The sequence below is a fragment of the Bradyrhizobium sp. ma5 genome (assembly GCF_042258955.1).
Lineage (GTDB): Bacteria > Pseudomonadota > Alphaproteobacteria > Rhizobiales > Xanthobacteraceae > Bradyrhizobium.
On the sequence record NZ_CP170156.1, the window covers coordinates 4,239,758 to 4,265,894 of the forward strand.

Annotated in this window: 20 protein-coding genes; 11 read left to right on the forward strand and 9 right to left on the reverse strand. The window is 65.9% G+C overall.

The annotated features are described in order from the left end of the window. Positions 1–448: 448 nt before the first annotated feature. Positions 449–1,342: a DMT family transporter gene (locus tag ACE103_RS19475; RefSeq protein WP_375780743.1), complete on the forward strand. Its 894-nt coding sequence runs from the start codon at positions 449–451 to the stop codon at positions 1,340–1,342. A gap of 6 nt (positions 1,343–1,348) precedes the next feature. Here the strand turns inward: ACE103_RS19475 and ACE103_RS19480 are convergent, their stop codons facing one another. After that, entirely contained in the window at positions 1,349–3,586 is a 2,238-nt protein-coding gene (locus ACE103_RS19480; protein WP_375780744.1) for a CHASE3 domain-containing protein, read from the reverse strand. A gap of 19 nt (positions 3,587–3,605) precedes the next feature. Continuing rightward, positions 3,606–4,010, reverse strand: a complete 405-nt coding sequence (locus ACE103_RS19485; RefSeq protein ID WP_223967914.1) for a response regulator — start codon at positions 4,008–4,010, stop codon at positions 3,606–3,608. Between the two features lie 180 nt (positions 4,011–4,190). On the opposite strand from ACE103_RS19485, the gene ACE103_RS19490 reads away from it, so the two are divergent. Then, complete coding sequence (locus ACE103_RS19490) at positions 4,191–5,087, forward strand: DMT family transporter (RefSeq protein ID WP_375780745.1); 897 nt, start codon at positions 4,191–4,193, stop codon at positions 5,085–5,087. Between the two features lie 52 nt (positions 5,088–5,139). Here ACE103_RS19490 and ACE103_RS19495 read toward each other — a convergent pair whose 3' ends face one another. Further along, positions 5,140–5,706 (reverse strand): BA14K family protein, encoded by a 567-nt coding sequence (locus tag ACE103_RS19495; RefSeq protein ID WP_375780746.1) that lies wholly within the window; start codon positions 5,704–5,706, stop codon positions 5,140–5,142. Between the two features lie 266 nt (positions 5,707–5,972). Between ACE103_RS19495 and ACE103_RS19500 the strand changes: the two genes are divergently transcribed. Beyond that, the gene (locus ACE103_RS19500) at positions 5,973–6,383 is read left to right on the forward strand and encodes an NADH:ubiquinone oxidoreductase subunit NDUFA12 (RefSeq protein WP_223967911.1); all 411 of its coding nucleotides are present in this window, start codon (positions 5,973–5,975) and stop codon (positions 6,381–6,383) included. Between the two features lie 393 nt (positions 6,384–6,776). Here ACE103_RS19500 and ACE103_RS19505 read toward each other — a convergent pair whose 3' ends face one another. Next, complete coding sequence (locus tag ACE103_RS19505) at positions 6,777–7,463, reverse strand: DJ-1/PfpI family protein (protein WP_375780747.1); 687 nt, start codon at positions 7,461–7,463, stop codon at positions 6,777–6,779. Between the two features lie 129 nt (positions 7,464–7,592). Here ACE103_RS19505 and ACE103_RS19510 point away from each other — a divergent pair, with 129 nt between their 5' ends. After that, positions 7,593–8,531, forward strand: coding sequence for a GlxA family transcriptional regulator (locus tag ACE103_RS19510; protein WP_375780748.1), 939 nt, complete (start codon positions 7,593–7,595; stop codon positions 8,529–8,531). Between the two features lie 249 nt (positions 8,532–8,780). Further along, entirely contained in the window at positions 8,781–8,999 is a 219-nt protein-coding gene (locus ACE103_RS19515; protein WP_375780749.1) for a hypothetical protein, read from the forward strand. 244 nt (positions 9,000–9,243) lie between these two features. Here the strand turns inward: ACE103_RS19515 and ACE103_RS19520 are convergent, their stop codons facing one another. From ACE103_RS19520 to ACE103_RS19535, 4 genes are all read right to left on the reverse strand, one after another. Further along, positions 9,244–9,678, reverse strand: a complete 435-nt coding sequence (locus ACE103_RS19520; RefSeq protein WP_223967907.1) for a hypothetical protein — start codon at positions 9,676–9,678, stop codon at positions 9,244–9,246. A gap of 123 nt (positions 9,679–9,801) precedes the next feature. Further along, on the reverse strand, positions 9,802–11,025 hold the full coding sequence (locus tag ACE103_RS19525; protein ID WP_375780750.1) for an SLC13 family permease: 1,224 nt from the start codon (positions 11,023–11,025) through the stop codon (positions 9,802–9,804). Positions 11,026–11,192: 167 nt separating this feature from the next. Beyond that, a complete protein-coding gene (locus tag ACE103_RS19530; protein ID WP_375780751.1) occupies positions 11,193–12,134 on the reverse strand; it encodes an alpha/beta hydrolase in 942 nt (313 codons plus the stop codon). Positions 12,135–12,255: 121 nt separating this feature from the next. Further along, the gene (locus tag ACE103_RS19535) at positions 12,256–13,035 is read right to left on the reverse strand and encodes an SDR family NAD(P)-dependent oxidoreductase (protein WP_375780752.1); all 780 of its coding nucleotides are present in this window, start codon (positions 13,033–13,035) and stop codon (positions 12,256–12,258) included. Positions 13,036–13,294: 259 nt separating this feature from the next. Between ACE103_RS19535 and ACE103_RS19540 the strand changes: the two genes are divergently transcribed. Beyond that, positions 13,295–14,272: a DUF2155 domain-containing protein gene (locus ACE103_RS19540; RefSeq protein ID WP_375780753.1), complete on the forward strand. Its 978-nt coding sequence runs from the start codon at positions 13,295–13,297 to the stop codon at positions 14,270–14,272. Positions 14,273–14,417: 145 nt separating this feature from the next. Here the strand turns inward: ACE103_RS19540 and aat are convergent, their stop codons facing one another. Then, the gene (gene aat / locus ACE103_RS19545) at positions 14,418–15,098 is read right to left on the reverse strand and encodes a leucyl/phenylalanyl-tRNA--protein transferase (RefSeq protein ID WP_375780754.1); all 681 of its coding nucleotides are present in this window, start codon (positions 15,096–15,098) and stop codon (positions 14,418–14,420) included. A 224-nt stretch (positions 15,099–15,322) separates the two neighbouring features. Here aat and ACE103_RS19550 point away from each other — a divergent pair, with 224 nt between their 5' ends. The 5 genes from ACE103_RS19550 (at position 15,323) to ACE103_RS19570 (ending at position 26,135) form a co-directional block, all read left to right on the forward strand. After that, the gene (locus ACE103_RS19550; RefSeq protein ID WP_375780755.1) at positions 15,323–16,768 is read left to right on the forward strand and encodes a DASS family sodium-coupled anion symporter; all 1,446 of its coding nucleotides are present in this window, start codon (positions 15,323–15,325) and stop codon (positions 16,766–16,768) included. Positions 16,769–16,947: 179 nt separating this feature from the next. Next, positions 16,948–18,255: an MdtA/MuxA family multidrug efflux RND transporter periplasmic adaptor subunit gene (locus ACE103_RS19555; RefSeq protein WP_375780756.1), complete on the forward strand. Its 1,308-nt coding sequence runs from the start codon at positions 16,948–16,950 to the stop codon at positions 18,253–18,255. Continuing rightward, entirely contained in the window at positions 18,252–21,359 is a 3,108-nt protein-coding gene (locus ACE103_RS19560; protein ID WP_375780757.1) for an MdtB/MuxB family multidrug efflux RND transporter permease subunit, read from the forward strand. The genes ACE103_RS19555 and ACE103_RS19560 overlap by 4 nt, the downstream gene beginning before the upstream one ends. Positions 21,360–21,362: 3 nt before the next feature. Next, positions 21,363–24,647 carry an efflux RND transporter permease subunit gene (locus tag ACE103_RS19565; RefSeq protein ID WP_375780758.1) on the forward strand — a complete coding sequence of 1,095 codons (3,285 nt, stop codon included), beginning with the start codon at positions 21,363–21,365 and terminating at the stop codon, positions 24,645–24,647. Continuing rightward, the gene (locus ACE103_RS19570; protein WP_375780759.1) at positions 24,648–26,135 is read left to right on the forward strand and encodes an efflux transporter outer membrane subunit; all 1,488 of its coding nucleotides are present in this window, start codon (positions 24,648–24,650) and stop codon (positions 26,133–26,135) included. Positions 26,136–26,137 lie beyond the last annotated feature (2 nt).

Genomic DNA, 26,137 nt, shown 5'->3' on the forward strand with positions numbered 1-26,137 from the left:
CGCGGCCCGAAGGCCTGGCGGAGTGGTCATTTTGGAACCCTTGTGGGAGCGACCGGCGGGGACCCAAACACACTCGCGCCGAACAGGTTGAAAGCTAGGCCATGTCCGTTGCGCCCGTCAAGGACTAGTACGAGTTTCTGAATCAAACACTAAATATGGTGGACGGAGGGGGATAACAGGGGTCAGTGCCGCGCCTGTGATCGAGCCAACTATCGGTGAGTCCTCAGGGATTCCCAAGCCAAAAAAATTCGCTCCGCCTGTGGATTGGAGGTTCGCCCCGCTGTTCACAGGCGAAGTTTTTATTCGCCGTGGCGGATTGAATTTTGGGGACTCACGTAGCCCTACGGGCAAACTACGGATCAGGCATGTCAGAGGCGTGATGGTCGGGCGACAAAATCGCGGGCAAGCTGCGGCCGACTCACTCCTCTTCACACCCTTGCCGGGTTCCATGACAGATCCGAAGCCTTCCGGGCGGACGCGCCTTGCGCCCGCCGGCCTGATGTTCCTCGCCATCACCTCGGTGGGCTGGGGGTTCAACTGGCCGTCCACCAAGTTCCTGCTCAGCGAGCTGCCGCCGCTGACCTTGCGCGGCATCACCGGCGTGATCGGCGCCGTGCTGCTGGCGGCGCTGGCGCTGCTCCGCGCCCAGAGCCTGCATGTCGAGGCCCGGCTGTGGCCGCGCCTCGTGCTGTATGCGGCGCTCAACGTCAGCGGCTGGATGGTGCTGATGGGGCTCGCGCTGTTGTGGCTGCCGGCGAGCGAGGCCGCGCTGATTGCCTACACCATGCCGGTGTGGGCTTCGCTCCTGGCGTGGCCGGTGCTCGGCGAGCGGCCGACGTGGCTTCGGACCATTGCGCTGGTGATGGCGTTCGCGGGGCTTGCCGCGATCATGGGCGGCAACGGGATTTCCGCGAGCAAGGACAAGCTGCCGGGAATCATCATGGCGCTCGGCGGCGCGTTCGGCTTTGCGCTCGGCACGGTGCTGGCGAAGAAATACCCGCTGGTGATGCCGCCGATCCCGGCCGCGGCCTGGCAGATCGGCCTCGGCTGCGTGCCGATCGCGATCATCGGCCTGATGATCGAGACCACGCATCTCGACCGCGTCACGACGGTCGGCTGGTGGCTCTTGGTCTATTCGACGCTGATCCAGTTCTGCGTCGCCTATGTCGCCTGGTTTGCCGCGCTTGCCCGCCTGCCGGCCTCGGTGGCGGCGATCGGCACCATGGCGGTGCCTGTCATCGGCGTGATTGCTTCCGCGGTCGCGCTGCACGAGCCGCTCGGGCCGACCCAGATCACAGCGCTGCTGTTCACGCTCGCCGGCGTCGCGCTGGCGACAAGGTAGCTCGCATCACTCGCCGAGCGCCTGCTGCAGCATGCTGGCGAGCTGCGCCTTGCGGTAGGGCTTTGCCAGCAGCAGCACGCCTTCGTCGAGGCGGCCGTGATGCACGATCGCGTTCTCGGTATAGCCCGAGGTGTAGAGCACCTTCATGCCGGGGCGCCGTTTTGCCACTTCGTCCGCGAGCTGCCGGCCGTTCATGCCGCCGGGCATGATGACGTCGGTGAACAACAGGTCGAACTTCTCGCCCTTGTCGACCAGCGCCAGCGCGGCGCGGGCGTCGGGCACGGCAATGGTCTTGTAGCCGAGGGCGCCAAGCTGCGTGACCACGTAGTTGCGCACCAGCTGGTCGTCTTCCACGACCAGGATGACCTCGCTGCCGCGCCGCGGCGGCTCCGGTGCAGGCGCCTCGACCTCGACCTGGCCGCGGGCAGGGGGCAGATAGAGCTTGATCGTGGTGCCGTGGCCTTCCTCGCTGTAGATCTTGATGTGGCCGCCGGACTGCTTGACGAAGCCGTACACCATGCTCATGCCGAGGCCGGAGCCCTTGCCGACCTCCTTGGTGGTGAAGAACGGCTCGAACACCTTGTCCTGCACCGCGTGCGACATGCCGGTGCCGGTGTCGCTGACCGCGAGCAGCACGTAACGGCCCGGCGTGATGTCGGGATTGGTTGCCGCATAGGCGTCGTCGAGCACGATGTTGCTGGTCTCGAACAGCAGCTTGCCGCCGTTCGGCATCGCGTCGCGGGAGTTGATCGCCATGTTGAGCAGCGAGTTGGCAAGCTGCGACGGGTCGATGTGAACGCTGGCGACATCGGGCGCGAGCACCTGATCGATCTCGATCTGCTCGCCGAGCGTCGGCCGCAGCAGCTTGGCGATATCGACCACGGTGCCGTTGATGTCGACGGTGCGCGGCTCCAGCGGCTGGCGGCGGGCGAAGGCGAGCAGATGCTGGATCAGCTCGCGGCACCGCTCGGCGGCGCGGTCGATCAGCTCGGCGGTTTGCGCAAGCTTCGGCTGGCTGCGCAGGCTGTCGACCAGCGTCTCGGTGGTGCCGGTGATGACAGTCAGCATGTTGTTGAAGTCGTGCGCGACGCCGCCGGTCAGCTTGCCGATGGCATCGAGCTTCTGCGCCTGCTGCAGCTTGTGCTCGGTTTCGCGCGAGGCGGTGATGTCGTGATAGATCAGCGCCGCGCCGGTGATGGCGCTGTCGCCGTCGCGCAACGGCCGGCCCGACACCACGAGGTGAATCTCCGGCGCGCCGCGCACCGGCCGGGCGACGAATTCCAGCCCGTCGAATTCCTCGCCGCGCAGCGCCTTGGCCGAGGGCATGTCGCTCGCCTGCATCGGCGTGACGCCGTCGGCCTGGAACACGTTGCTCATGGCGCGCAACTGCCGGACGGTCATGCCGGGCTTATAGCGCAGCATCTTCTCGGCGGCCGGGTTCGAGAGCAGCACGATGCCTTCGGCGTCGATCACCAGCACCGCCTCAGCCATGGTGCGGAAGGTGGTTTCCATCACCGAGGTGGAGCGGCGGAGCCCTTCGAGGGCGGCGCCGAGGTCCTTGGTGCGTTCGGCCACCTTGCCCTCGAGCGACAGATTGGTCGCCTTGGTCGCGCTGAGCACGCCCTGCAATTCGCGGCTGGCGCGCCGGGCCGCCAGCGTCAGCGCGACCGCGAGCAGGAGGATCATCACCACGCCGGCAAGGTCGACCGCCAGCAACAGCCGGCCATTGGTCTTCGACTGTTCGGTGCGAATCCCGAGCAGGCGGCGCTCTTCAGTGACCAGGCGGTCGAGCGCCGTACCGACCTTGTCCATCAGCGCGCGGCTCTCGTCCGCCGAGATCAGCGCCGCGGCGCCGGCCGTGTCACCCGCCGTGCGCAACCTGATCAGTTCGGCACCGAGCGCAATGGCGCGCTCGACCTGTCCCTTGGTGCCCGCGATCAGCTGCGCTTCCTCCGGGGCCGACTTCACCGCGGCCATCAAATCGTCGAAGGCGGCGGTGAGGGCGGTGCTCTGCTGGCGAAACTCGTCGGCAAAGGACGTATCGCCCGTCAGCGCGAACCCGCGCGCTGCGCTCTCGACGCCGCGCGGCAGCGAACGCGCGTCCGAAATGCGCTTGAGGATGCCGAGCGCGTGATCGACCGAATCAATCTCGCTGCGCGACTTGACGTCCAGCCCGATCGACGCCGCGCTGATGACGAGAAGGATCGCAAGGCCGCTGCCGAGGATGAGACGCTGGGAAGCCATCGACGATTAGTACGAGCAATTATTTGGAAAGACGAGCAGAAGGAGCAGACTTCGCAAGACATTCGTTAACGGCGGCAACCAGCGCCTGCGGGGTAAACGGCTTGCGCAGGCAGGCCGACGCGCCGAGCTCGATCGTCATCCGCAGGAAATCCGGCGCACGGTCGGCATTGGCGAAGGCATAGCCGGACATCGCGATGACGGGAATATGGGGCGCGCGTTCGTGGAAGACGCGGATCGCCTCGAAACCGCGCATATGCGGCATGAAGACGTCGACCAGCATGACGTCGAACGACGCCTTGTCCAGCGCGCGCATACCCGATTCACCGCCATCCGCGACGGTGACGTCGAAGCCCTGGCGCTGCAAACACACCTCGATGGCGACGCACACCATCGGGTCGTCATCGACCACGAGAACGCTCGGCACGATGCATCCTCTTCCTGCGGCCTTGCGTGCCGTCGACTCGCTTGGCCCGTCTGCCGATTAAGGCGGAACCTGGATGGAAAGTCTGTATCATAGAATGCATATGCTGTTTGCTGACAAGCAGATTTCCAGCTAGCCCTGACGCCATCACTTGTATTTGTCCGCCCACATTACGACGGGTCCATGACCGCAGTTCCAGTCGCCGGCCGCGCCCCGCTGTCACCGCTCGGTCTCGCATTCCTGGTGGTCGCATCGACCGGCTGGGGTCTCAATTTCCCGATCATGAAGTTCCTGCTCACGGAGTGGCCGCCGCTGTCGTCGCGCGGGCTCTGCGGCGTGGTCGGCGCGATCGCACTCGCTCTGGTGGCGGTCGTACGCGGACAGACGCTGCGCGTCCCTGACGGCATGTGGTTGCGGCTTGCCCTGGTGTCGACGCTGTCGATCGGCGGCTGGGTCGCGTCGATGGGCCTGGCGCTGATCTGGCTTCGGGCAAGCGAGGCGGCCGTGCTCGGGATCTCGATTCCGGTGTGGGTCGCGCTGGTCGCCTGGCCGGTGCTCGGCGAGCGCGTGTCGCTGCCGCGTGCGCTCGCACTTGGCGTGGCGCTTGCCGGCATCGCGGCGCTGATCGGCGGCGGCGGCCTCGACGCGAGCCTCGGCAAGTTGCCGGGCCTGCTGTTCGCGCTCGCGGGCGCGCTCTGCGTCGGGCTTGGCACGGTGCTGACCAAATCCTTCAAGCTCGCAATGCCACCGCTGTCGCTCGCCGCCTGGCAGCTCGCGATCGGCTGCGTGCCGATCGCAATCGCCGGCGTCCTGATCGAGCAGCCGCAGCTTGCGGCGCTGTCGCAACTCGGCTGGGCGTCGATGGTCTACATGACGCTGATCCAGTTCTGTCTTTGCTATGTCTGCTGGTTCGCGGCGCTGGAGCGGTTGCCGGCGGCGACCGCGTCGATCGGCACGCTGCTGGTGCCCGTCGTCGGCGTGCTGGCGGCAGCGGCCATGTTGCGCGAGCCGCTCAGCACGAGCGACGTCGCGGCGCTGGTGGTGACGTTCGCGGCCGTCGCGGTGGCGTTGCGGACATGAAAAAGGGCGGCGTTGCCGCCGCCCTTCGCCAACTCAAAGATTCAGGCCGTGATTACGGGCAGGGGTGCCGCAGGCCGTCAAAGCCGAGATAGGTGCCAGAGGCCGGATCGTAGGACCTGTAGCGCTGCGCGCAGTAGCTCGCATCGCCGCCCGGCGCGGCCTCGACGGCGACAGGCGCGCTGTCGTCGTAATAGCCGTAGCTGTCGTCATAGTAGCCGGGGCCGTAGCCGCCGTAATACGCGCCCGAGGCGAGGGCACCGCCGACGACTGCACCGGCAACCGCGCCCGGCCAGAAGCCGCCGCCGCGGTGATAGCCATCGTGCCAGCCGCCACCGCCGCCGCGCCAACCGCCGCCGCCACCACCGGCCCAGTGGCCGCCGCCGCCACCGCCACCGGCCCAATGACCGCCGCCGCCACCGCCCATCGCGGCACCACGGCCGCCGCCAAAGCCACCACCGCCGCCGCCGACATGGCCACCGCCACCGCCGCGAGCACCACCGCCACCGCCCATCGCGCCCATCTGCGCGGCAGACTGGGCGAACGAGATGGTCGGCGCCACAGCCAACGGCAGCGCAAGCGCCAGCGCCGCGGCGGTGCTCAGAACCTTCATATTGATCATTTTGGACTCCATCAAAACGGACAATGTCTAACCAACTCTGCGGTCGGACGTTCCCGCGTTCCACATTGATTGTCCGTCATCTTTGCTTGACCGGCGGCGCATGTATGGCAGGTGAACAAAACTCCTCGTGACCGCGTCATTTGGTCGCCAACGGTCCCGCAACCCGGTCTCTTCCGGGAGTGCCGGGCTACCTTGGCGGCGGCTGGACATTTGGAGATTCAGGTGGCATCAGAGCCGGACTGCCTCGAACCGACGACCGGCCACGCATGAAACAATTCCTGCTGAAATTCTTCACCTGGTGGAACGGCCAGACCTTTGGCACGCAATTTTGGACCTCGCGCTACGGCGAGCTGGTCGGCGAGGACGAGCAGGGCAATCGCTACTACCGGACCAAGGGTGGCGAGATCGATCCGACGCTGCATTTCGAGCGCCGCTGGGTGATCTATAACGGCTATGCCGAAGCGTCCCGGATTCCGGCCGGCTGGCACGGCTGGCTGCATCACACCGTTGATGTGCCCCCGACCGAGGAGAAGTACGCGCCGCGGGAATGGGAAAAGCCGCATCTGCCGAACATGACAGGCACCGCGCAGGCTTACCGTCCGTCCGGCTCGACGCTGGCGAGCGGCCGCCGCCCCAAGGCGACCGGCGACTATCACGCCTGGACGCCGGGAAGCTGAGCTTCACGCATTGTTGTTTCGGATGTGTGGGCGCGTAACACCGCGCGTGCGTCGCACACGGGCCTGTGGCAGCGCAAGCGCGCCTGTGGACAACGGTAACAGCGGGGACAGGTGCGCCGCATTCGATGCTGTCCGCTTGCGCTGTGCGCGCCTTCGCGGCTCAATGAAGCCATCTTACGGAGATGGGAAACCATCGCGTCGGATCGGGCTCCAGATCGCGACTGTCCCGATGAGCAGCGGCCTCCGAGTTGGATGCGGCCGGGAGATAGGCCCCCGGTGCAGACGTCCGGAAATCGCCCGCAAATGTGAGGCTGCCGTGAGACAGGAAGGGCCGCTCGGGAAACCGGGCGGCCTTTTTCTTTGTCTCACGATCTTTTTGGTCTCACGGTCGGGTCAGGACAGCCGTGCCGCGGCGCGGCTCATCAATTCGCCCCGGCGCGCGTGTGCCGGTCCCATCCGCTCCTTCATGAAGGCGAGGATCTCGGCCGGCGCGGTATCGGGTGAGCCGGCATTGAACGGCGGGGCCGGGTTGTATTCGAGCCTGAGCTGGATCGCTTCCGCGGTCTTGCGATCGACGAGTTCGGACACCAGCGTCAGCGCGAAATCGATGCCGGCCGTAACGCCGCCGCCGGTGAAACGGTTGCGGTCGACGCAGACGCGCGTCTTGGTCGGGATGGCTCCGAAGCCCGACAGGAAATCGATCGCGCTCCAATGCGTGGTGGCACGATAGCCCTTCAGCAGACCGGCGGCGCCGAGCACCAGCGAGCCCGTACAAACCGACGTGACGTATTTCGCTCCTTCGGCCTGCCTGCGCAGGAAGCCGAGCATCTCCTCGTCGCCGACCATGTCGTCGGTGCCGAACCCGCCGGGCACGCAGATCACGTCGAGCTGCGGACAGTCGGTAAAGGTCGTGGTCGGCGTCAGGATCATGACGGAGTCGGTCGGAACGGGTTCGATCCGTTTCCAGATCAGATGCACCTTGGCGCCGGGGACCGAGGAGAACACCTGCAACGGGCCGGTCAGGTCGAGCTGGGTCACCTTCGGGAAGACGAGCAATCCAATCTGCAGGGGGTCGGACATCGGAGGTCTCCAAATAGCGCTTGACGGAACCACGATGCCATGGTGGCCTCCTGTCCAAAATGGCGTAATTCCCTCATTTTCGGACGTCGACGCCATCTCCCGGTATTCGGCATTGCGAGGATTTGGCAGATGATCGGCGTCCTGATCTTTCCCGACTTCCAGCTGCTCGACGCAGCCGGCCCGATCGCGGCGTTCGAGATCGCGGCGCGCTTCGCCAACAATCCGCCTGATATCAAGACGATCGCGCTGAAGGCCGGGCCGGTGCGCTCTTCGTCCGGCGTCGAGATGCTGGCGCGCGGCTTCAAGCCGTCGGCGGCGATCATGACGCTGATCATCGCGGGCGGCAACGGCGTGCGCGCGCCGGCGACGTGTCCGATCACGCTGTCATTCGTGCGGCGGATGGCGAGCCGCGGCATCCGCGTCGCCAGCGTCTGCTCGGGCGCCTATGTGCTGGCCGAGGCCGGCCTGCTCGACGGCCGCCGTGCCACCACGCATTGGCAGCGCACGCCGCATTTCGTGAAGACCTATCCGAAGGTCAAGCTCGAGCCGGACCAGATCTTCGTCCGCGACGGCAACATCTGGAGCTCGGCCGGCATCACCGCCGGCATCGATCTCGCGCTCGCCATGATCACCGAAGACTACGGCGACGAGGTCGCGCAGAAAACCGCGCGGCAGCTCGTGCTGTATCATCGGCGCAGCGGCGGGCAGTCGCAGTTTTCCTCGCTGCTGGAATTGAAGGCGCCGAACGGTCGGTTCGGGCCGCTGCTCGCCTGGGCGCGCGAGCATCTCGACGCGCCGCTGACGGTCGAGGATCTCGCCGACAAGGCCGGGATGAGCTCGCGGCATTTCACCCGCGCCTTCATCGCGGAGACCGGCACGACGCCATCGAAAGCGGTGGAGCGGCTGAGGATCGAAGTGGCGCGACAGCGCGTGCAGTCGTCGGGCGAGGCGATCGAGCGCGTCGCCGAGATCACCGGCTTCCGCGATCCGGAGCGGATGCGCCGCGCCTTCATCCGCGCCTTCGGCCAGCCGCCGCAATCGCTGCGCCGGGCATCGCGCGCCGGGTAGGTGGTGGACGCGCGGAACCCCGGCGCGTTGTTGGAAAGAACGGTGATCATTCGAGCGGCGAAGCCAACGCGGCTGCCGATGAGGGGCCGTCGCCTAGCTCAGCGGCGCTGCCGGCAGCGGCAATTTGAGTTTGGGACAAGCTCGTTGTCCGATCTCACGCGATTCATTCAGTCGTTGCACCGATGAACCGGCGCGAAGGTTCCTGTGACCCACGTTAGGTGGGGCGTTGCGGACCCGAGGAGGTTCCACATGACAAAGCATCGAACGATTACCGGGTTCGTGGCCGTCACCCTGCTGGCTGTCACTGCAACCGCCGCGACGATCAGGTCGCACCTGCCCCGGACCGAGGGCGTTGTCGTCTCCGACGCGGAAGCGCTTCCGGCCAGGGATTTCAGCGACCGCTGGTCCCCGATTTCAGCCTTGCCTCCGGCAATGGACATGACTGAGCGCGCACCTGACGTGCGTTAAGCCGGTCATCGACGCAGATCCGGCCCAGTCGCGGACACGCCGCGCGCAGAGTTCACCGCAGCACAAAGGCCCCGCCGAAGCGGGGCCGGATGTTGAATCACTTGATGTTGAACGACTTAATCCCGAACGACTTGGTCTCGAATAGAACTAACGGTTCCGCCGCGCCGGAATAGCGCAGGCCTTCACCTATGCACGCCCAAGAATTCACGGATGGCTGAGCACGAAACGTGCCCGAGCCGAAATATCAATTGCCCAATGTGTCGGTCGCGATCTTCTTCTTGAGTGCTTCGCAGGTATTCCTGACTTCCGTGGTCATCAACGAAACGGCTTCGATCTGCAGGAAGAAACGCTTGCCCTGGTCGCGGTAACCCGCGGCGAACTCCTTGATTTCCGCGATCATCTCATGGACGCCTGCCACCATTGCCTCACAGTTCTTGGCAGCCGCTTGCAGTTCCGTTCCAAGGGCCTCGATCTCTTTGACCGCCGCTTCGTATTCGCGCACGACCGCCTCGGCCGATAGCTTGCCAACCTCGTTGACGCCGTTGCGGTGCTCGACGTAGTCCGGCATCGGTGAGAGAGGTCTGACGTTGCTGCGTGGTCGAGGCGAAGTCATCGTGTCGACTTCGCTCTGCAACTGTTCCAGCGGGGCGCGGGCGAGGACTTCTGCACTGACACTCATGCGAACGCTCCATAAGTTGTTACGGCGAATGGAGTTTAGCAATGTCAACGGATTTGTCTCGCTTTTCCACAAGTTTGAAGCAATCAAATTGTGCGTCGCAGCATGGCGGACTCTGCATTTGCGTCAGTGCGGCGCGTCGGGATGCCAGCCGAGCAGGGTAAGCATCACGAAGAAGCCGACGACGTAGGCCACCATGATCGGCCAGCCCTGGGTGATCCAGCGGACCAGCGACTTGGCTTCCGGATACATGTTGGACACCGCAACGCCCGCGGACGAGCCGAACCAGACCATCGATCCGCCAAATCCGACCGCGTAGGCGAGGAAGCCCCAATCGTAGCCGCCTTGCCCAAGTGCCAGCGCGGTCAGCGGAATGTTGTCGAACACCGACGAGATGAAGCCAAGCCCGAGTGCGGTCTGCCATGATGCGGCCGGCAGCGTCTCCACCGGCATCATCGAGGCCGCCGTCACCAGCGCGAGCAGGAACACGGTGCCCTTGAACGTCTCGGGCATCACCGACCAATCCGGCCGCCGCAGCAGGGAGGTGACGAGGATCGCGGCCCAGACCGCGAGCCCGAGCACGGGCAGCGCATCGAGCAGCGCGGGGAATTTCAGATTGGCGGTCACATTGGCCGAGAGCGCGGCGAGCAGGATCACCGCGACGATCGCAACCCGCGACCAATCGATCGCGAGACCGGACGGCGCGTTCTTCACGATCGGGGAATAGCGGTGCTGCTGCAACGAGGCCGGCACCGCAAACACCAGCATCGCCACGATGGCCGCGACATAGGCGTCGACGACGGTGAGTGGGCTGACGCCGTCGATCCACATCATCGTGGTCGTGGTGTCGCCGACGACGCTGCCGGCGCCGCCGGCATTGGATGCGGCAACGATGGCCGCGAGGTAGCCGATATGGACTCGGCCGCGGAACACGGAACGCGCGACGGTGCCGCCGATCAGCGCCGCCGCGATATTGTCGAGGAAAGCCGACAGCACGAACACGATCACCAGCAGGATCAGTCCGCCTTTCCAGTCATCGGGCAGCAGCGCCGGCATCTCGTCCGGGATGCGGCTTTCCTCGAAATGCCGCGACAACAGCGCAAATCCCATCAGGAGCAGGAACAGGTTCGCGAGCGTGACCCACTCATGCTCCATCTGGTGCACGAGGCCGGGCAGGCCCGTGCCGAACCTTGCGAAGCCCGTGAACATCAGCTTGTAGGCGACGATCGTGGCAAGGCCGGTCAACGCCACGGCGAGCGTATGGTGATGGAAGATCGCAACGCCGAGCAGCGTCAGCGCGAACAGGATGAATTCGAGCGGGATACCGTAGACGAGGATGGGCGTGAACAAGACGATCTCGATGGCTGGAGTGCCCGGTGGCGCGAAGCGTGCCCGGCCGCACTATCGCGCGGCGCGGGGAACTTCAAGGCGCGCTAACGCCGCAAGCTGCGCGCGCCATCCACTCCGAGCTTCGATCGAGAGGGCGACGCTGCAAGCGCGTCGCCCGGATCGGATCGCTAGCCGAGCGTCTTCAGCCAGGCGCTGATCTCGGTCACCGCGATGTTGGCCTGGTTGAGCAGCTTGCCCATGGTGAAGAAGCCATGGAACTGGCCGGGGAAATGCCGGTAGGTGACGGGCACGCCGGCGTCCTTGAGGAATTTGGCGTACTCGTCGCCTTCGTCGCGCAGCGGATCGGCGCCGGCGGTCAGCACATAGGCCGGCGGCAATCCGGCAAAGTCTTTCGCGCGCGCGGGCGAGGCGCGCCAGTCGCTGTTGTCGGCACCGCCGAGGTAATGGTCGCCGAACCAGCCGATCACCGAATGCGTCAACAGGATGCTGGTCTCGGGCTCGCGATGCGAGGGATGCTTCCGCGAGAAATCGGTGGCCGGATAGACCAGCAGCTGGGCGGCGAGCTTTGGTCCGCCGTCGCGGGCGGTGAGGGTAACCACCGCCGCGAGGTTGCCGCCCGCGCTGTCGCCGCCGACGATCAGGCGCGCAGCATCGATGCCGAGATCGCCAGCGTTGGCGGCGACCCATTTGGTCGCGGTGACGGCGTCGTCCACCGCGGCAGGGAAGCGGTGCTCGGGCGCCAGCCGGTAATCGACCGAGATCACGATCAGTTCGCCCTCATGGGCGAGCTTCTGGCAAACCACCTCATGGGTATCGAGATCGCCGATCACCCAGCCGCCGCCGTGGAAGAACACCAGGCACGGCGCGAGCCCATCCTTCCTGCGCAGCGTCTTCGGTGTGTAGATGCGGGCCGGGATCGCGCCGTGCGGCGCCGGGATCGCAAGCGGCTTGCTCGATTCAAGGGCCGGCGGCTCGGGATTGGAGACGATGCGGGCGGCGCGATAATAGTCGCGCGCTTCCGGTGCGGTCAGCGATTCATAGGCGGGGCGGCCGGCCTCCTGGAAAGCCTTGTAGACGGCAGCGGCATCGGGATCGAGAACGACGGGCATAGGCGGCAAACCTTGTTGTGATGCTTGGTGATGTCATTCCGGGATGGTGCGTTAGCACCAGACCCGGAATCTCGAGATTCCGGGTTCGATGCTGCGCATCGCCCCGGAATGACAACGGGTCCTAGGCGGCGGTGCGGCCGCCGTCGACGGTGTAGGCGGAGCCGGAGACGTAGCTCGCCTCGTCGGAAGCGAGGAAAGCGACGATCGAGGCGACCTCGCTTGCGAGGCCGAGCCGGCGCGCCGGGATGCGGTCGACGATCTTCTCGACCGGCGGCGGCGCGTTGCCGCCGGAACGGCCCTGCAGGATGGTGCTCAGCATCCGGCTCTCGATCATGCCGGGGCAGACGCAATTGACCCGCACGCCGGTGCCGGTGCATTCCCAGGCCGCGCTCTTGGTCAGCCCGATCACCGCGTGCTTGCTGGCGCTGTAGACCGCGATCATCGGCGATCCCATCAGGCCGGCGATCGAGGCGGTGTTGATGATGCTGCCCTTGTTCTGCTTCAGCATCACAGGCAGCACATGCTTCATGCCGAGGAAGACGCCGACGACATTGACGTCGAGCACCCGGCGAAAGCTCTCCAGCGAATACTCAGGAATCGGCCTGATGTCGCCCTCGATGCCGGCGTTGTTGTAGAAGGCGTCGATGGTGCTGAAGCGGTCGACGGCGGCGCGGACATAGTCCCTGACCTCGCCCTCATCGGTGACGTCCGCGGTGATCGCGAGGGCCTCGGCCGAGGCGGGGAGGTCCTTGATGGCGGCCGCAAGATCGGCCCCCTTGCGGTCGACTGCGACGATCCGGGCCCCGCGTTCGGCGAGCAACTGGAGCGTGGCGGTTCCGATGACGCCGGCAGCCCCGGTGACGACGGCAACCCGGCCGTCGAGCCTGATGCGATCTGGCATGTTTGGGTTTCCTCTGGCTGGTCCGGTTCGATCCGGATTTTCTCAGGTTTTCGCGCGGTGCCGCGCGCCTTCAGCGTGAGGACTATCACACGTGTTCCCAGGAGTGACTAGAGGGGTGACCTGTGCCTGGCCGGCAGCCCGGGGACGGGCCTCCGGGCGCCCTTTCCCCGCCGTATTCGGCGTGTTAACCGGTGGCCTGCGAGCGGCCGATATCAAGGTAGACTGTCGCGAGCCCGATTCGCCTTTTAAAGCCCGCGAGATGCTTCGAACCATTGCCCTGACTGGCTTTGCGGCCCTGGTCGCCGCCTCAACCATCTCGCTTGCGCCGCCCGCGCGCGCGCAGATCGGAACGATTTTCTCCGATCCCGCGCCGCGTCCGCCCGGCTCGATTCCGCGTGGCCAGGTGGCGCCGCCCAGCGACGACGACGAGGAAGTGCCGGAATTGCCGCGCGGCCGCCTGTTGCCGACGCAGCCGCGGGCGTTGCCGCCGGGCCAGGCGGTGCCGCCGCCCGGTAATGTGCAGTCGCAGCCTTTGGCACCGCCGCCAGGCAGCACGGTCGCGCCGCCCGGAGTTGCGGTGCAGCCGCCGCAGCCCGGTGGGCCCGCCGTTGCCATCACACCGCCCGCAGCCAACCCGGCGCCGGGGCAGCGTCCTGCCGCCAAGGGCGCGGCGCCGCAGACGCCGGCCGCGTTGCAGCCGGGCGACGAGGTCGTGCAGGAGCCACCGTCGACCAAGATCACTAACAAGAAGGCGAGCTTCTCCGGCCTCGACAAGATCACCGGGCGCATCATCAATTTCGACGAGGATATCGGCGAGACCGTGCAGTTCGGCGCGCTGCGGGTGAAGACCGATGCCTGCTACACCAGGCCGTCGACGGAAGCCGCTAACACCGACGCATTCGTCGAGGTCGACGAGATCACGTTGCAGGGTGAGGTGAAGCGGATCTTCTCGGGCTGGATGTTCGCAGCGAGCCCCGGCCTGCACGGCGTCGAGCATCCGATCTACGACATCTGGCTGACCGACTGCAAAGGGCCGGACCAGACCATCGTGACCGCCGCGCCCGATCCACCCAAGGCGCCGACGCCTCCGCCGCCGGCCCAGAAGCGCGCGCCGCCGAAGCAGGCTGCGCCGCGTCCGCCGCCGCAACCGCTGCCGCAATACCAGCAGCAGCCGCCACCTCCGCCGCCCCAGCAGCAGCGGCCGGGCGGATTGTTCGGCGGCTTGTTCGGAAACTGATTGGCACTGTGTAGCCCGGATGGAGCGTTAGCGAAATCCGGGTTCTTTCTGCGCGGATAGCGTCGTCCCGGATTGCGCGGAGCCTGTCATCGGGCGCGCGTTTGCGCGACCCGTTGGCTTCATCCGGGCTACATCCGCCGCGAGATCAATTGCGCGCGGCGATGATCGAAAGCGCCTCGGCCCCCTTGACCGGCTGCGTCGTGTCGAGCTTGCGGAAATCCGCCGGCTCGCCTGCGATCGCCTTGTCGAGCAGCGCGCGATAGCGGCGGCGCGAAATCTCCACCGCACCGAACGTCTTCAGATGCTCGGTCACATATTGCGTGTCGAGCAGCTCGAACCCGCCCGCGATCAATCGTGCCACCAGATGCACCAGTGCGACCTTCGATGCGTCGCGCGTGGTGTGAAACATGCTTTCGCCGAAGAAGGCGCGGCCGAGGCTGACGCCGTAGAGGCCGCCGACCAGATTGTCGTCCTGCCAGACCTCGACGCTGTGGCAATGGCCTGACGCGTGCAGCCCGAGATAGAGATCGCGGATCCGCTTGTTGATCCAGGTGTCGTCGCGGCCGGGCTGCGGCGCCGCGCAACCGGCGATCACGGCCTTGAACGCGGTATCGACGGTGACGCTGAACGCATCCGAGCGCACGGTGCGCGCCAGGCGGGAGGCGACACGGAAGCCGTCGAATGGAATCACGCCGCGCAATTCGGGCTCGACCCAGAACAGGGTCGGATCGTCGGCGCTCTCGGCCATCGGGAAGATGCCGCAGGCATAGGCGCGCAGCAGCACCTCGGGTGTGATCTCGGAAGAGGCGGAGTCGCGTGCGGTCATGCGGGCGAAGATAGCAAAGCACGGGCGGACTTGCGATGGGGCCGGCCACGGGGTCGCGACGTGTTGACGAAACGCGCCGGTTCCTCCACAAGCCGCGCCATTCCGCCGCAGTTTCCCGAGACGGACTGCGCGGCCATGCTACATTGCCGCAAAAAGATGGCGCCGACGCCCGGGACATGGCGGCTTGCGCGCCTGACAATCGACACAGGTGAGGGGGACGCTGCATGAAGTCGTCATGGCGGACGTTTGCGCCGTTGCTGGTCTGGCTGGTGATCTATCTGGTGCCGGTGCCATCAGGGCTGAACGCCAATCAGTGGCACTATTTTGCGGTGTTCGCCGCTGTGATCACCGGGCTGATCCTCGAATCGATGCCGGTCGGTGCTGTCGGCCTGATCGGCCTCACGGTCGCCGGCGTCGGCGGTTATGTCGAGCCTGACCCGAACAAGTCGCTGCGCTGGATGCTCGCCGGCTTTTCCGAGAGCACTGTGTGGCTGATCGTCGGCGCCTTCGTGTTCTCGATCGGCTACCGCAAGAGCGGGCTCGGCCGCCGGCTGGCGCTGCTCCTGGTGCGCGGGCTCGGCCGCCGCACGATCGGGCTCGGCTATGCGGTGGCGTTCTCCGATCTGGTGCTGGCGCCGGCGACGCCCTCCAACACCGCGCGTTCGGGCGGCACCATCTATCCGATCGTCAGCAACATCCCGCGTATCTACGGCTCCGAGCCCGGCCCGACCGCGGGCAAGATCGGCACCTTCGTGATGTGGACGGCATTTGCGACCACGGCCGTCACCAGCTCGCTGTTTCTGACCGCGCTGGCGCCGAACGCCGCCGCGCTGTCGATCGCCAAGAAGCTCGTCAATATCGAGGTCGGCTGGTCGCAATGGTTCATCGGCTTCGCGCCGCTGGGTATCCTCTTGCTGCTGCTGGTGCCGCTGCTGAGCTACGTCATCTGCCGGCCCGAGATCAAGGAGAGCCCGGAGATCGTGACCTGGAGCGAGGGCGAGCTCGCCAAGATGGGGCCGCCGTCGCGGCACGAATGGATCATGGCGGTGCTGGTGCTGCTCGCGATGTTCCTGTGGATCTGCGGCTCCAATCCCAACATCAGCGTGCCGCTGCTCGGCTCGAACTTCATCAACGCGACCACTGTGGTGTTCGTCGTGATCTCGCTGATGCTGCTGTCAGGCGTGATCGCGTTCGAGGACATCGTCGCGGAGAAGAGCGCGTGGGAGGTATTTTTCTATTTCACCTCGCTGCTCACGCTGTCGTCGGGTCTCAACGAGATCGGCTTCATCAAATGGGTGGCCGAGGGTTATGCGAAGCCGCTCGCAGGGACGTCGCCGCTGGTCGGGATGATCCTGCTCGTCACATTCTTCTTCTGGATCCACTATTTCTTCTCGAGCATCACCTCGCATACCGCCGCCGTGCTGCCGGTGGTGCTCGCCGTCGGCTCCAGCATTCCCGGCCTGTCGGTGCAGACCCTGATGCTGCTGTGCGTCTATTCGCTCGGGCTGATGGGGGTGATCTCGCCCTACGCCACGGGACCGGCGCCGATGTATTACGGCAGCGGCTATATCGGCAAAGGCGACTTCTGGAAGTTCGGGCTGATCTTCGGCGTAATCTACTTTGCCGGATTGTTGCTGATCGTGTTGCCCTGGCTACAGATGATCGGGTAAAATAGCCACAATCCAGCGAGAAACAGCGGCCGATCGGGAAGGAGGGCTATCCTTTCCGATTCTTAACGCGCTTTGTCCGACCGAAGCGTTCAAAATGCTTCCTCGGATGTGGCGCGCGCGAACTTCAGGGGACACATAGAGCGGCGCGAGCTCGTTCGTGTTTCTTCGTGGGCAAGTTTATGGACCAGCATGTCAAAGACCCGTCGATTGTGGCGCCCGAGCAAACCAGGCGGCCGTCGCGCGGGCGAGGGTTTCTGACCGGGTGTGTCGTGCTGGCGGTGCTTGCCGGCATCGTCTGGTGGACGCGGCAGCAGGCCGCGCCGCCGCAGGCCGGCGGCGGGCGCAACGCCGGGCCGATGTCGATCGTGCCGGAGGCCGTCGGCAAGGGCGACATCGGCGTCAGCCTGAATGCGCTCGGCACCGTGACGTCGCTCGCCACCGTGACGATCCGGAGCCAGATCAGCGGCTACCTGATGAAGATCGATTTCAAGGAGGGCGATGAGGTCAAGAAGGGTGACCTGATCGCCGAGATCGACTCGCGTCCCTATGAGGCGACGCTGGCGCAGGCCAAGGGCACTCTGGCGCGCGACGAGGCGCAGCTGAAGGGCGCCCAGGTCGATCTCACCCGCTACCAGAACCTCGCCACGCAGAACGCCGTGCCGCATCAGACGCTCGATACCCAGGTCGCGCTGGTCGCGCAGTATCAGGGCACGGTCGAGGCCGACCGCGCGTCGGTGAAATCGGCCGAAGTGAATCTGCAATATTGTCGCATCGTCTCGCCGATCAACGGGCGGGTCGGACTGCGCCAGGTCGACCTCGGCAACTACGTGACGCCGGGCGACACCAACGGCCTTGTCGTGATCACGCAGCTCGAGCCGATCAGCGTGCTGTTCACGCTGCCGGAGGACAATCTGCAGGCGGTCGCGAAGCGGTTGAAGGACGGCGCGGTGCTGCCGACGGCGGCCTATGACCGCAGCGGCGCCAACAAGCTCGCCGAGGGATCGCTGCAGACCTTCGACAGCCAGATCGATGCGACCACCGGCACGATCAAGCTGCGCGCCCAGTTCGAGAACGAGAAACGCACGCTCTATCCGAACCAGTTCGTCAACATCCGCCTGCTGCTCGATACCCACAAGGATGCCACGACGATGTCGACCGCCGGCATCCAGCGCGGCGTCCCCGGCACCTTCGTCTATCTCGTCAACGCCGACAGCACGGTCTCGGTGCGGCCGGTGAAAATCGGCGTCACCGACGGCGACCGCGTCGAGGTGCTCTCAGGGCTTGTGCCCGGCGATCGCATCGTGATCGACGGCGCCGACAAGCTGCGCGAGGGCGCCAAGGTGGTGGTGCGCTCCGCCGCCGATGCCGCGAGCCCGGCCGGCGCAGCCAAGGGCGCGACGAATGGGGCGGCGAAGGGAGGCGGCGCTGCTGCCGACAAGCCGGGAGGCGGCGACCATAAGGGTTCCGCGGACGGGCAGACGAAATGAACCCGTCGCGGCCATTCATCCTGCGGCCGGTGGCGACGACCCTGATGATGATCGCCATCATGCTGTCGGGCATGCTGGCGTTCAGATTCCTGCCGGTCGCAGCGCTGCCGGAAGTCGATTATCCGACCATCCAGGTGCAGACCTTCTATCCGGGGGCAAGCCCGGACGTGATGACGTCGTCGGTGACGGCGCCGCTCGAGGTGCAATTCGGCCAGATGCCGAATCTGAACCAGATGAGCTCGGTGAGCTCTGCCGGTTCATCTGTCATCACGCTGCAGTTCGGCCTGTCGATCTCGCTCGACGTCGCCGAGCAGGAGGTGCAGGCCGCGATCAATGCCGCGGGCAACCTGTTGCCGTCGGACCTGCCGGCGCCGCCGATCTACGCCAAGGTCAATCCTGCTGACGCGCCAATCCTGACGCTGGGCCTGACCTCGAAGACCATGCCGCTGACCCAGGTGCAGGACTTCGTCGACACCCGGCTGGCGCAGAAGATCTCGCAGTTGCCTGGCGTCGGCCTCGTCAGCATCAGCGGCGGCCAGCGGCCCGCGGTGCGCATCCAGGCCGACATCCGCAAGCTCGCGGCCTATGGGCTGAACATCGACGATCTCCGCACCACGCTCGGCAACGCCAACGTCAATACGCCGAAGGGCAATTTCGACGGCGCGATGCGCGCCTACACCATCAATGCCAACGACCAGATCCGCAATGCCAGCGACTACCGCTCGCTGATCATCGCCTACAAGAACGGCTCGCCGGTCCGCCTCAGCGACGTCGGCAACGTCGTCGACGGCGCGCAGAACGACAAGCTCGGCGCCTGGATGAACGAGACGCAGGCGATCATCCTCAACATCCAGCGCCAGCCCGGCGCCAACGTGATCTCGGTGGTCCAGGGCATCAAGGACCTGTTGCCGCAGTTGCAGGCGACGCTGCCGGCGGCGATCGACCTCAACATCCTGACCGACCGGACCGTGACGATCCGGGCTTCGGTCCGCGACGTAGAATACGAGCTGGCGCTTGCGGTGATCCTGGTCGTGCTGGTGATCTTCGTGTTCCTGCGCTCGACCCGCGCCACGCTGATCCCGAGCCTGTCGGTGCCGCTGTCGCTGGTCGGCACGCTTGGGGCGATGTATCTGTTCGGCTTCAGCCTGAACAATCTGTCGCTGATGGCGCTGACGATCGCGACCGGCTTCGTGGTCGACGACGCCATCGTCGTGATCGAGAACATCTCGCGCTATATCGAGGAGGGCGAATCTCCACTCGAGGCGGCGCTGCGCGGCTCCGAGCAGATCGGCTTCACCATCATCTCGCTGACGGTGTCGCTGATCGCGGTGCTGATCCCGCTGCTGTTCATGGGCGACGTCGTCGGCCGCCTGTTCCGCGAATTCGCCATCACGCTGTCGGTCACGATCCTGATCTCCGCCGTGGTGTCGCTGACGCTGGTGCCGATGGCCTGCGCAAAACTGCTGAAGCCGGAGAGTACGACGCGCGAGAACACCTTCCAGCGGCTCAGCCGGGAAGGCTTCGACGCCGTCATCGCGATCTACGGCCGGATGCTCAACTGGGTGCTCGACCGCCAGACGTTCGTACTGCTGATCGCGCTCGCCACCTTTGGTCTCACGGCGCTGCTCTACGTGGTCATCCCCAAGGGCTTCTTTCCGGTGCAGGACACCGGCGTGATCCAGGCGATCTCGGAGGCGCCGCAATCGGTGTCTTATGCGGCGATGGCCGAGCGGCAGCAGCGGCTCGCCAGCGCGATCCTCAGGGATCCCGACGTCGAGAGCCTGTCGTCGTTCATCGGCGTCGACGGCACAAACACCACGCTCAACAGCGGCCGCATCCTGATCAATCTGAAGCCGCACGAGCAGCGCAAGGCCGGCGTCGCGACGATCATGAACCGGATCAAGGCCAGTACGGCTGATCTGACCGGCATCACGCTCTACATGCAGCCGGTCCAGGACCTCACCATCGAAGGCACCGTGAGCCGCACGCAGTATCAGTTCATCCTGCAAGACGCCGACCCGAACGAACTCGCGGAATGGACGCCGAAGCTGGTCGACAAGCTCAGGGAATTGCCGGAGCTCAGCGACGTCACCAGCGACATCTCCGCACAGGGACTTTCGGTATTCGTGGACATCGATCGCGACCAGGCCGCGCGGTTCGGCATCACGCCGGCGACGATCGACAACGCGCTGTACGATTCCTACGGCCAGCGCATCGTCTCCACCGTCTTCACCAATTCGAACCAGTACCGCGTCATCCTCGAGGCCGATCCGTCGTTGCAGAACTCGCTGGATTCGCTGTCGTCGATCTATCTACCGTCATCGGTGGGCTCGACGCCGGTGCCGCTGTCCGTCATGGCCAGGATGCGGGTCGAGACCGCGCCGTTGCAGGTCTCACATCTCGGCCAGTTCCCGTCGGCAACCGTTTCGTTCAACCTGGCGCCGGGCGCCTCGCTCGGCGGGGCGGTGACCGCGATCAAGCAGGCGCAGGCCGAAATCAACCAGCCGCTCGGCATGATCACGAGCTTCCAGGGCGCGGCGCTGGCGTTCCAGTCCTCGCTTTCCAACCAGCTGTTCCTGATCCTGGCTGCGATCATCACGGTCTATATCGTGCTGGGCGTGCTCTATGAGAGCTTCATCCATCCGCTGACGATCCTGTCGACGCTGCCTTCGGCCGGCATCGGCGCGTTGCTGGCGCTGATGATGGCCGGCCAGGACCTCACCATCATCGCGATCATCGGCATCATCCTTCTGATCGGCATCGTGAAGAAGAACGCGATCATGATGATCGACTTCGCGCTCGATGCCGAGCGCAACGAGGGCAAGCCGCCGCGGGAGGCGATCTACCAGGCTTGCCTGCTGCGCTTCCGGCCGATCATCATGACGACGATGGCAGCCGTGCTCGGCGCACTGCCGCTGATGCTCGGCAGCGGCGCCGGCTCCGAGCTTCGGCATCCGCTCGGCATCTCGATCGTCGGCGGTCTCTTGGTGAGCCAACTGCTGACACTGTTCACGACGCCGGTGATCTATCTCTGGTTCGATCGCCTGGCGCTGCGGTTTGCCGGGCGGGCGGACGAGGTCGGCGAGGCGAGCGGGTCGCGTTGAGCCATGGATCCGTCAACGCCCTTCATCCGCCGGCCGGTCGCAACCACGCTGTTGACGTTGGGGCTTGCGGCAGCGGGCCTCGTCGCATTCTTCAAGCTGCCGGTGTCTCCGCTGCCGCAGGTGGATTTTCCGACCATCTCGGTACAGGCGACGCTGCCCGGCGCCAGCCCGCAGGACGTCGCGACCACGGTCGCCAGCCCGCTTGAGCGGCATCTCGGCCAGATCGCCGATGTGACTGAAATGACGTCGTCGAGCTCGGTCGGCTCGACCCGGATCACGCTGCAGTTCGGGTTGAATCGCGACATCAACGGCGCGGCGCGGGACGTGCAAGCCGCAATCAATGCGGCGCGGGCCGATCTGCCGACCAGCCTGCGCAGCAATCCGACCTACCGCAAGGTCAACCCGGCCGACGCGCCGATCCTGATCCTGACGCTGACGTCGGACACGCTGACCCGCGGCGCTCTCTATGATGCCGCCTCCACGGTGCTGGCGCAGAAGCTGTCGCAGGTCGAGGGCATCGGCGAGGTCGTGGTCGGCGGCAGCTCGCTGCCCGCCGTGCGCGTCGATCTGATCCCGCAAGCGCTCTACAAATACGGCATCGGTCTGGAAGACGTCCGCGCGGCGTTGTCGAGCGCCAACGCCCACAGCCCCAAGGGCGGCATCGATGTCGGCGACCAGCGCTACCAGGTCTATGCCAACGACCAGGCTAACAAGGCCGACGACTACCGATCGCTGATCGTGGCCTACCGCAATGGCGCCCCGGTTCATCTCTCCGATGTCGGCGAGGTGGCCGACGGCGTCGAGAACTTGCGCAATGCCGGGCTCGCCAACGGCAAGCCGGCGGTGCTGCTGATCCTCTACCGGCAGCCGAACGCCAACATCATCAGTACCGTCGACCTGGTAAAGGGGCTGATGCCGCAATTGCAGGCCTCGATTTCGCCGGCGATCGACATCGGCTTGGCGGTCGACCGCTCGACGACCATCCGCACCTCGCTCCGCGACGTCGAACGGACGCTGGTCCTGGCGGTGATGCTAGTCATCATCGTGGTGTTCGCGTTCCTGCGCAATTTGCGCGCCACCCTCATTCCGGTGGTGGCGGTCTCGGTGTCGCTGGTGGCGACCTTCGGGGCGATGTACCTGATCGGCTACAGCCTCGACAATCTGTCGCTGATGGCGCTGACGGTCGCGACCGGCTTCGTGGTCGACGACGCCATCGTCGTGCTGGAGAACGTCACCCGCTACATCGAGGAGGGCCTGAGCCCGCTCGAAGCGGCGCTGAAGGGCGCCAACGAGGTCGGCTTTACCGTGCTGTCAATGAGCATCTCGCTGATCGCGGTGTTCATTCCGATCCTGCTGATGGCCGGCATCGTCGGGCGGCTGTTCCGCGAATTCGCGATGACGATCTCGATCTCGATCCTGATCTCGCTCGCGGTCTCGCTGGCGACCACCCCGATGATGTGCGCGGTGCTGCTCAAGCCGGACCGCGGCGGCCACGGCCGGCTCTATTGGGCCAGCGAGCGCTTCTTCGAGGCGATGCTGAATTTCTACCGCAGGACGCTGACCGCGGCGCTGGCGCATCCGCTGTCAGTGATGCTGATTCTGGCGGCGGTGTTCGGCCTCAACTTCTATCTCTACGACGTGATCCCGAAGGGCTTCTTCCCGCAGCAGGACACCGGGCGGCTGGTCGGCTCGATCCAGGCCGACCAGAGCGTGTCGTTCCAGCTGATGCAGCAGAAGCTCGCGCAGTTCGTCGGCATCATCAAGCGCGATCCGGCGGTGGAGACGGTGGTCGGGTTTACCGGCGGCGGTCAGACCAATTCCGGCTTCGTGTTCGTCTCGCTGCGTCCGCTCGACCAGCGCAAGATCGGCGCCGATGGGGTGATTTCACGCCTGCGCCGCGAGATGGCGGTGGTGCCCGGCGCGAGCCTGTTCCTGCAGGCGGTGCAGGACATCAGGGTCGGGGGCAGGGCCTCGAATGCGCAGTATCAGTACACGCTGCAGGGATCGACGCTGGAGGAGCTCAATGACTGGACGCCGAAGATCGCGGCGGCCTTGCAGCGCGATCCGAACCTGGCCGACGTCAACAGCGACCAGCAGAACAAGGGGCTGGAATCCGACCTCGTGATCGACCGCGATGCCGCGGCCCGGCTCGGCATCACCGTCAGCCAGATCGACAACACCCTCTACGACGCCTTCGGCCAGCGTCAGGTGTCGACGATCTATGTCGCGCGCAACCAGTACCACGTCATCATGGAGGTCGCGCCGCGCTACTGGCAGAACCCCGAGACGCTGAAGGACGTCTACATCAGCACGTCGGGCGGATCGGTCGGCGGCTCGCAATCGACCAACGCGGTGGCCGGCACCGTGGTGGCGCCGGGAGCCTCGAGCGCGGCCAGTTCGGCCAATGCCCAGGCCGCGCGCAACCAGGCCACCAATTCGATCGGTTCGACCGGGAAGGGCGTGGCCTCGACCGGATCGGCGGTCTCGACCAACAGCGAGACCATGATCCCGCTGTCGGCGGTGGCGGCGTTCAAGCAGGGCGCGACGCCGCTTGCGGTCAACCACCAGGGCCTCCTGGTCGCCAACACCATCTCGTTCAACCTGCCGCCGAACGTGTCGCTGAGCACCGCGGTCGGCAGCATCGAGGCGACCATGAACCGGATCGGCGTCCCGGCCACGATCCGCGGCACGTTCCAGGGCTCGGCGAAGGCGTTCCAGGACTCGCTCAGCAACCAGCCGTTCCTGATCCTGGCCGCGATCGTCACGATCTACATCGTGCTGGGCGTGCTCTATGAGAGCTATGTCCATCCGCTGACCATCTTGTCCACACTGCCCTCCGCAGGTGTAGGTGCCTTGCTGGCGCTGATGGCATTCAAGACCGAGTTCAGTATCATGGCGCTGATCGGCGTCATCCTGCTGATCGGCATTGTGAAGAAGAACGCCATCATGATGATCGACTTTGCGCTGGACGCGGAACGCAGGCGCGGGCTGGAGCCGCTCGAGGCGATCAAGGAGGCATGCCTGCTGCGCTTCCGTCCCATCATGATGACGACGATGGCCGCGCTGCTCGGTGCGGTGCCGCTCGCCATCGGGATGGGCGACGGCGGCGAGCTGCGGCAGCCGCTCGGCATCGCCATCGTCGGTGGCCTGATCCTGAGCCAGGTCCTGACGCTCTACACGACGCCGGTGATCTACCTCTATCTCGACCGGTTCCGCTTGTGGGCCCTGCGCGTCCGCCGCGGCGGCGCCGTGCGGATGCCGGGCTCTTCACTTCAACCGGGCGAGTAAATGCCGACAGATGCAGCGTTGCATAGTCTTCGAATATTGCGGAAACCGTTCCGGTTTCGGCGCGTGGCCGCGTTCGGCGGCCTCAGCCTTGGTCTGAGCCTTGGCCTGACCGGCTGCATTCCCGGGGTGGAGAAGCCCGAGCTCAGTCTCGAAGTGCCGGCAAGCTATCGCGCCGCGGCCAAGGGCGATGCCGACGCCGCCGTTCCGGCGCTCGCCTGGTGGCGCGGCTTCCACTCGCCCGAGCTGACCGGGCTGATGGAATCCGCGCAGCAATACAATCTCGATATCGCGGTGGCGATCGCCCAGATCGTGCAGGCCGACGCGCAGGCTGGCGTGTCCGGCGCCGCGCTGCTGCCGTCGATCTCGGGATCGGCGAATGCCGAGCGTCAGAAGGTCGCGACGGGATCGAGTTCATTGCTCGGCGGGAGCAGCGGGACGTTCTCGCAGTACAGTCTGGGGCTCAGCGCGAGCTACATCGTCGATTTCTGGGGCAAGAACCGCGCGACGCTGTCGGCGTCGGAAGAGAGCGCGACGGTTGCCCGCTACAATCGCGAAGTGGTCGCGCTGACCACGATGGCGACGGTGGCCAACACCTATTTCCAGGTGCTGGCGGCGCAGGACCAGATCAAGGCCACCCGGCGCAATCTTGCGGCGGCCGAGCGCATCCTGGCTTTGATCAAATCGCAGTTCGCCGGCGGCACCGCCTCGCAGCTCGACCTGTCGCAGCAGGAGGCGCTGGTCGCTACGCAGCGCGCGGCGATCCCGCCGCTCGAGGTGACGCTGGGGCAGAACACCGCAGCGCTCGCGCTGCTGGTGGCGCGCGCGCCGGCTGATTTCGCGGTGCGCGGCGGCAGCACCACGCAGATCTCGGTGCCGCGCATCACGCCGGGGATGCCGTCGGAACTGCTCTACCAGCGGCCTGACGTCCGCCAGGCCGAGGCGCAGCTCGCGGCCTCCAATTTCAGCGTCGATGCGGCGCGCGCGGCGTTCTTTCCGCAGATCCAGCTGACCGGCACCACGGGCTTCCAGAGCGCGGCGCTCGCCTCGCTGTTTGCGCCGGGCGCCTGGTACTACACGCTCGCCGCCGGGCTGACCCAGCCGCTGTTCGACGGCTTCCTGCTGGAGAGCCAGTTCAAGCTCGCCAAGGGCCAGCAATTGCAAAACCTGCAGGCCTATCGCAAGGCGGTGCTGTCGGCCTTCGCCGATGTCGAGAAGGCGCTGATCGCGTTGCAGAAGTACACGCTGCAGGAGCGGCTGCAGTCCGACGTGGTGGCGAGCTCGCGCAAGGCGTTCGAGGTTTCCGAGACGCAGCTGCGCGGCGGCACGGTCAATCTCATCACGGTGCTGCAGACACAGCAGACGCTGTTCACGGCTGAACTCAACCTCGTGACGGTGCGGCTCAACAAGCTGCTGGCGGCGAGCAGCCTGTTCCAGGCGCTCGGTGGCGGCTGGACGCCGGCCGGCACGCTCGCGGCGGCAGTGCCATGAGG

Bases quoted from the DNA above. Each gene is read 5' to 3' on its own strand.
- ACE103_RS19475 (WP_375780743.1), top strand. From the start codon at position 449: ATGACAGATCCGAAGCCTTCCGGGCGGACGCGCCTTGCGCCCGCCGGC.
- ACE103_RS19480 (WP_375780744.1), bottom strand. From the start codon at position 3,586: ATGGCTTCCCAGCGTCTCATCCTCGGCAGCGGCCTTGCGATCCTTCTC.
- ACE103_RS19490 (WP_375780745.1), top strand. From the start codon at position 4,191: ATGACCGCAGTTCCAGTCGCCGGCCGCGCCCCGCTGTCACCGCTCGGT.
- ACE103_RS19495 (WP_375780746.1), bottom strand. From the start codon at position 5,706: ATGATCAATATGAAGGTTCTGAGCACCGCCGCGGCGCTGGCGCTTGCG.
- ACE103_RS19500 (WP_223967911.1), top strand. From the start codon at position 5,973: ATGAAACAATTCCTGCTGAAATTCTTCACCTGGTGGAACGGCCAGACC.
- ACE103_RS19505 (WP_375780747.1), bottom strand. From the start codon at position 7,463: ATGTCCGACCCCCTGCAGATTGGATTGCTCGTCTTCCCGAAGGTGACC.
- ACE103_RS19510 (WP_375780748.1), top strand. From the start codon at position 7,593: ATGATCGGCGTCCTGATCTTTCCCGACTTCCAGCTGCTCGACGCAGCC.
- ACE103_RS19515 (WP_375780749.1), top strand. From the start codon at position 8,781: ATGACAAAGCATCGAACGATTACCGGGTTCGTGGCCGTCACCCTGCTG.
- ACE103_RS19520 (WP_223967907.1), bottom strand. From the start codon at position 9,678: ATGAGTGTCAGTGCAGAAGTCCTCGCCCGCGCCCCGCTGGAACAGTTG.
- ACE103_RS19530 (WP_375780751.1), bottom strand. From the start codon at position 12,134: ATGCCCGTCGTTCTCGATCCCGATGCCGCTGCCGTCTACAAGGCTTTC.
- ACE103_RS19535 (WP_375780752.1), bottom strand. From the start codon at position 13,035: ATGCCAGATCGCATCAGGCTCGACGGCCGGGTTGCCGTCGTCACCGGG.
- ACE103_RS19540 (WP_375780753.1), top strand. From the start codon at position 13,295: ATGCTTCGAACCATTGCCCTGACTGGCTTTGCGGCCCTGGTCGCCGCC.
- aat (WP_375780754.1), bottom strand. From the start codon at position 15,098: ATGACCGCACGCGACTCCGCCTCTTCCGAGATCACACCCGAGGTGCTG.
- ACE103_RS19550 (WP_375780755.1), top strand. From the start codon at position 15,323: ATGAAGTCGTCATGGCGGACGTTTGCGCCGTTGCTGGTCTGGCTGGTG.
- ACE103_RS19555 (WP_375780756.1), top strand. From the start codon at position 16,948: ATGGACCAGCATGTCAAAGACCCGTCGATTGTGGCGCCCGAGCAAACC.
- ACE103_RS19560 (WP_375780757.1), top strand. From the start codon at position 18,252: ATGAACCCGTCGCGGCCATTCATCCTGCGGCCGGTGGCGACGACCCTG.
- ACE103_RS19565 (WP_375780758.1), top strand. From the start codon at position 21,363: ATGGATCCGTCAACGCCCTTCATCCGCCGGCCGGTCGCAACCACGCTG.
- ACE103_RS19570 (WP_375780759.1), top strand. From the start codon at position 24,648: ATGCCGACAGATGCAGCGTTGCATAGTCTTCGAATATTGCGGAAACCG.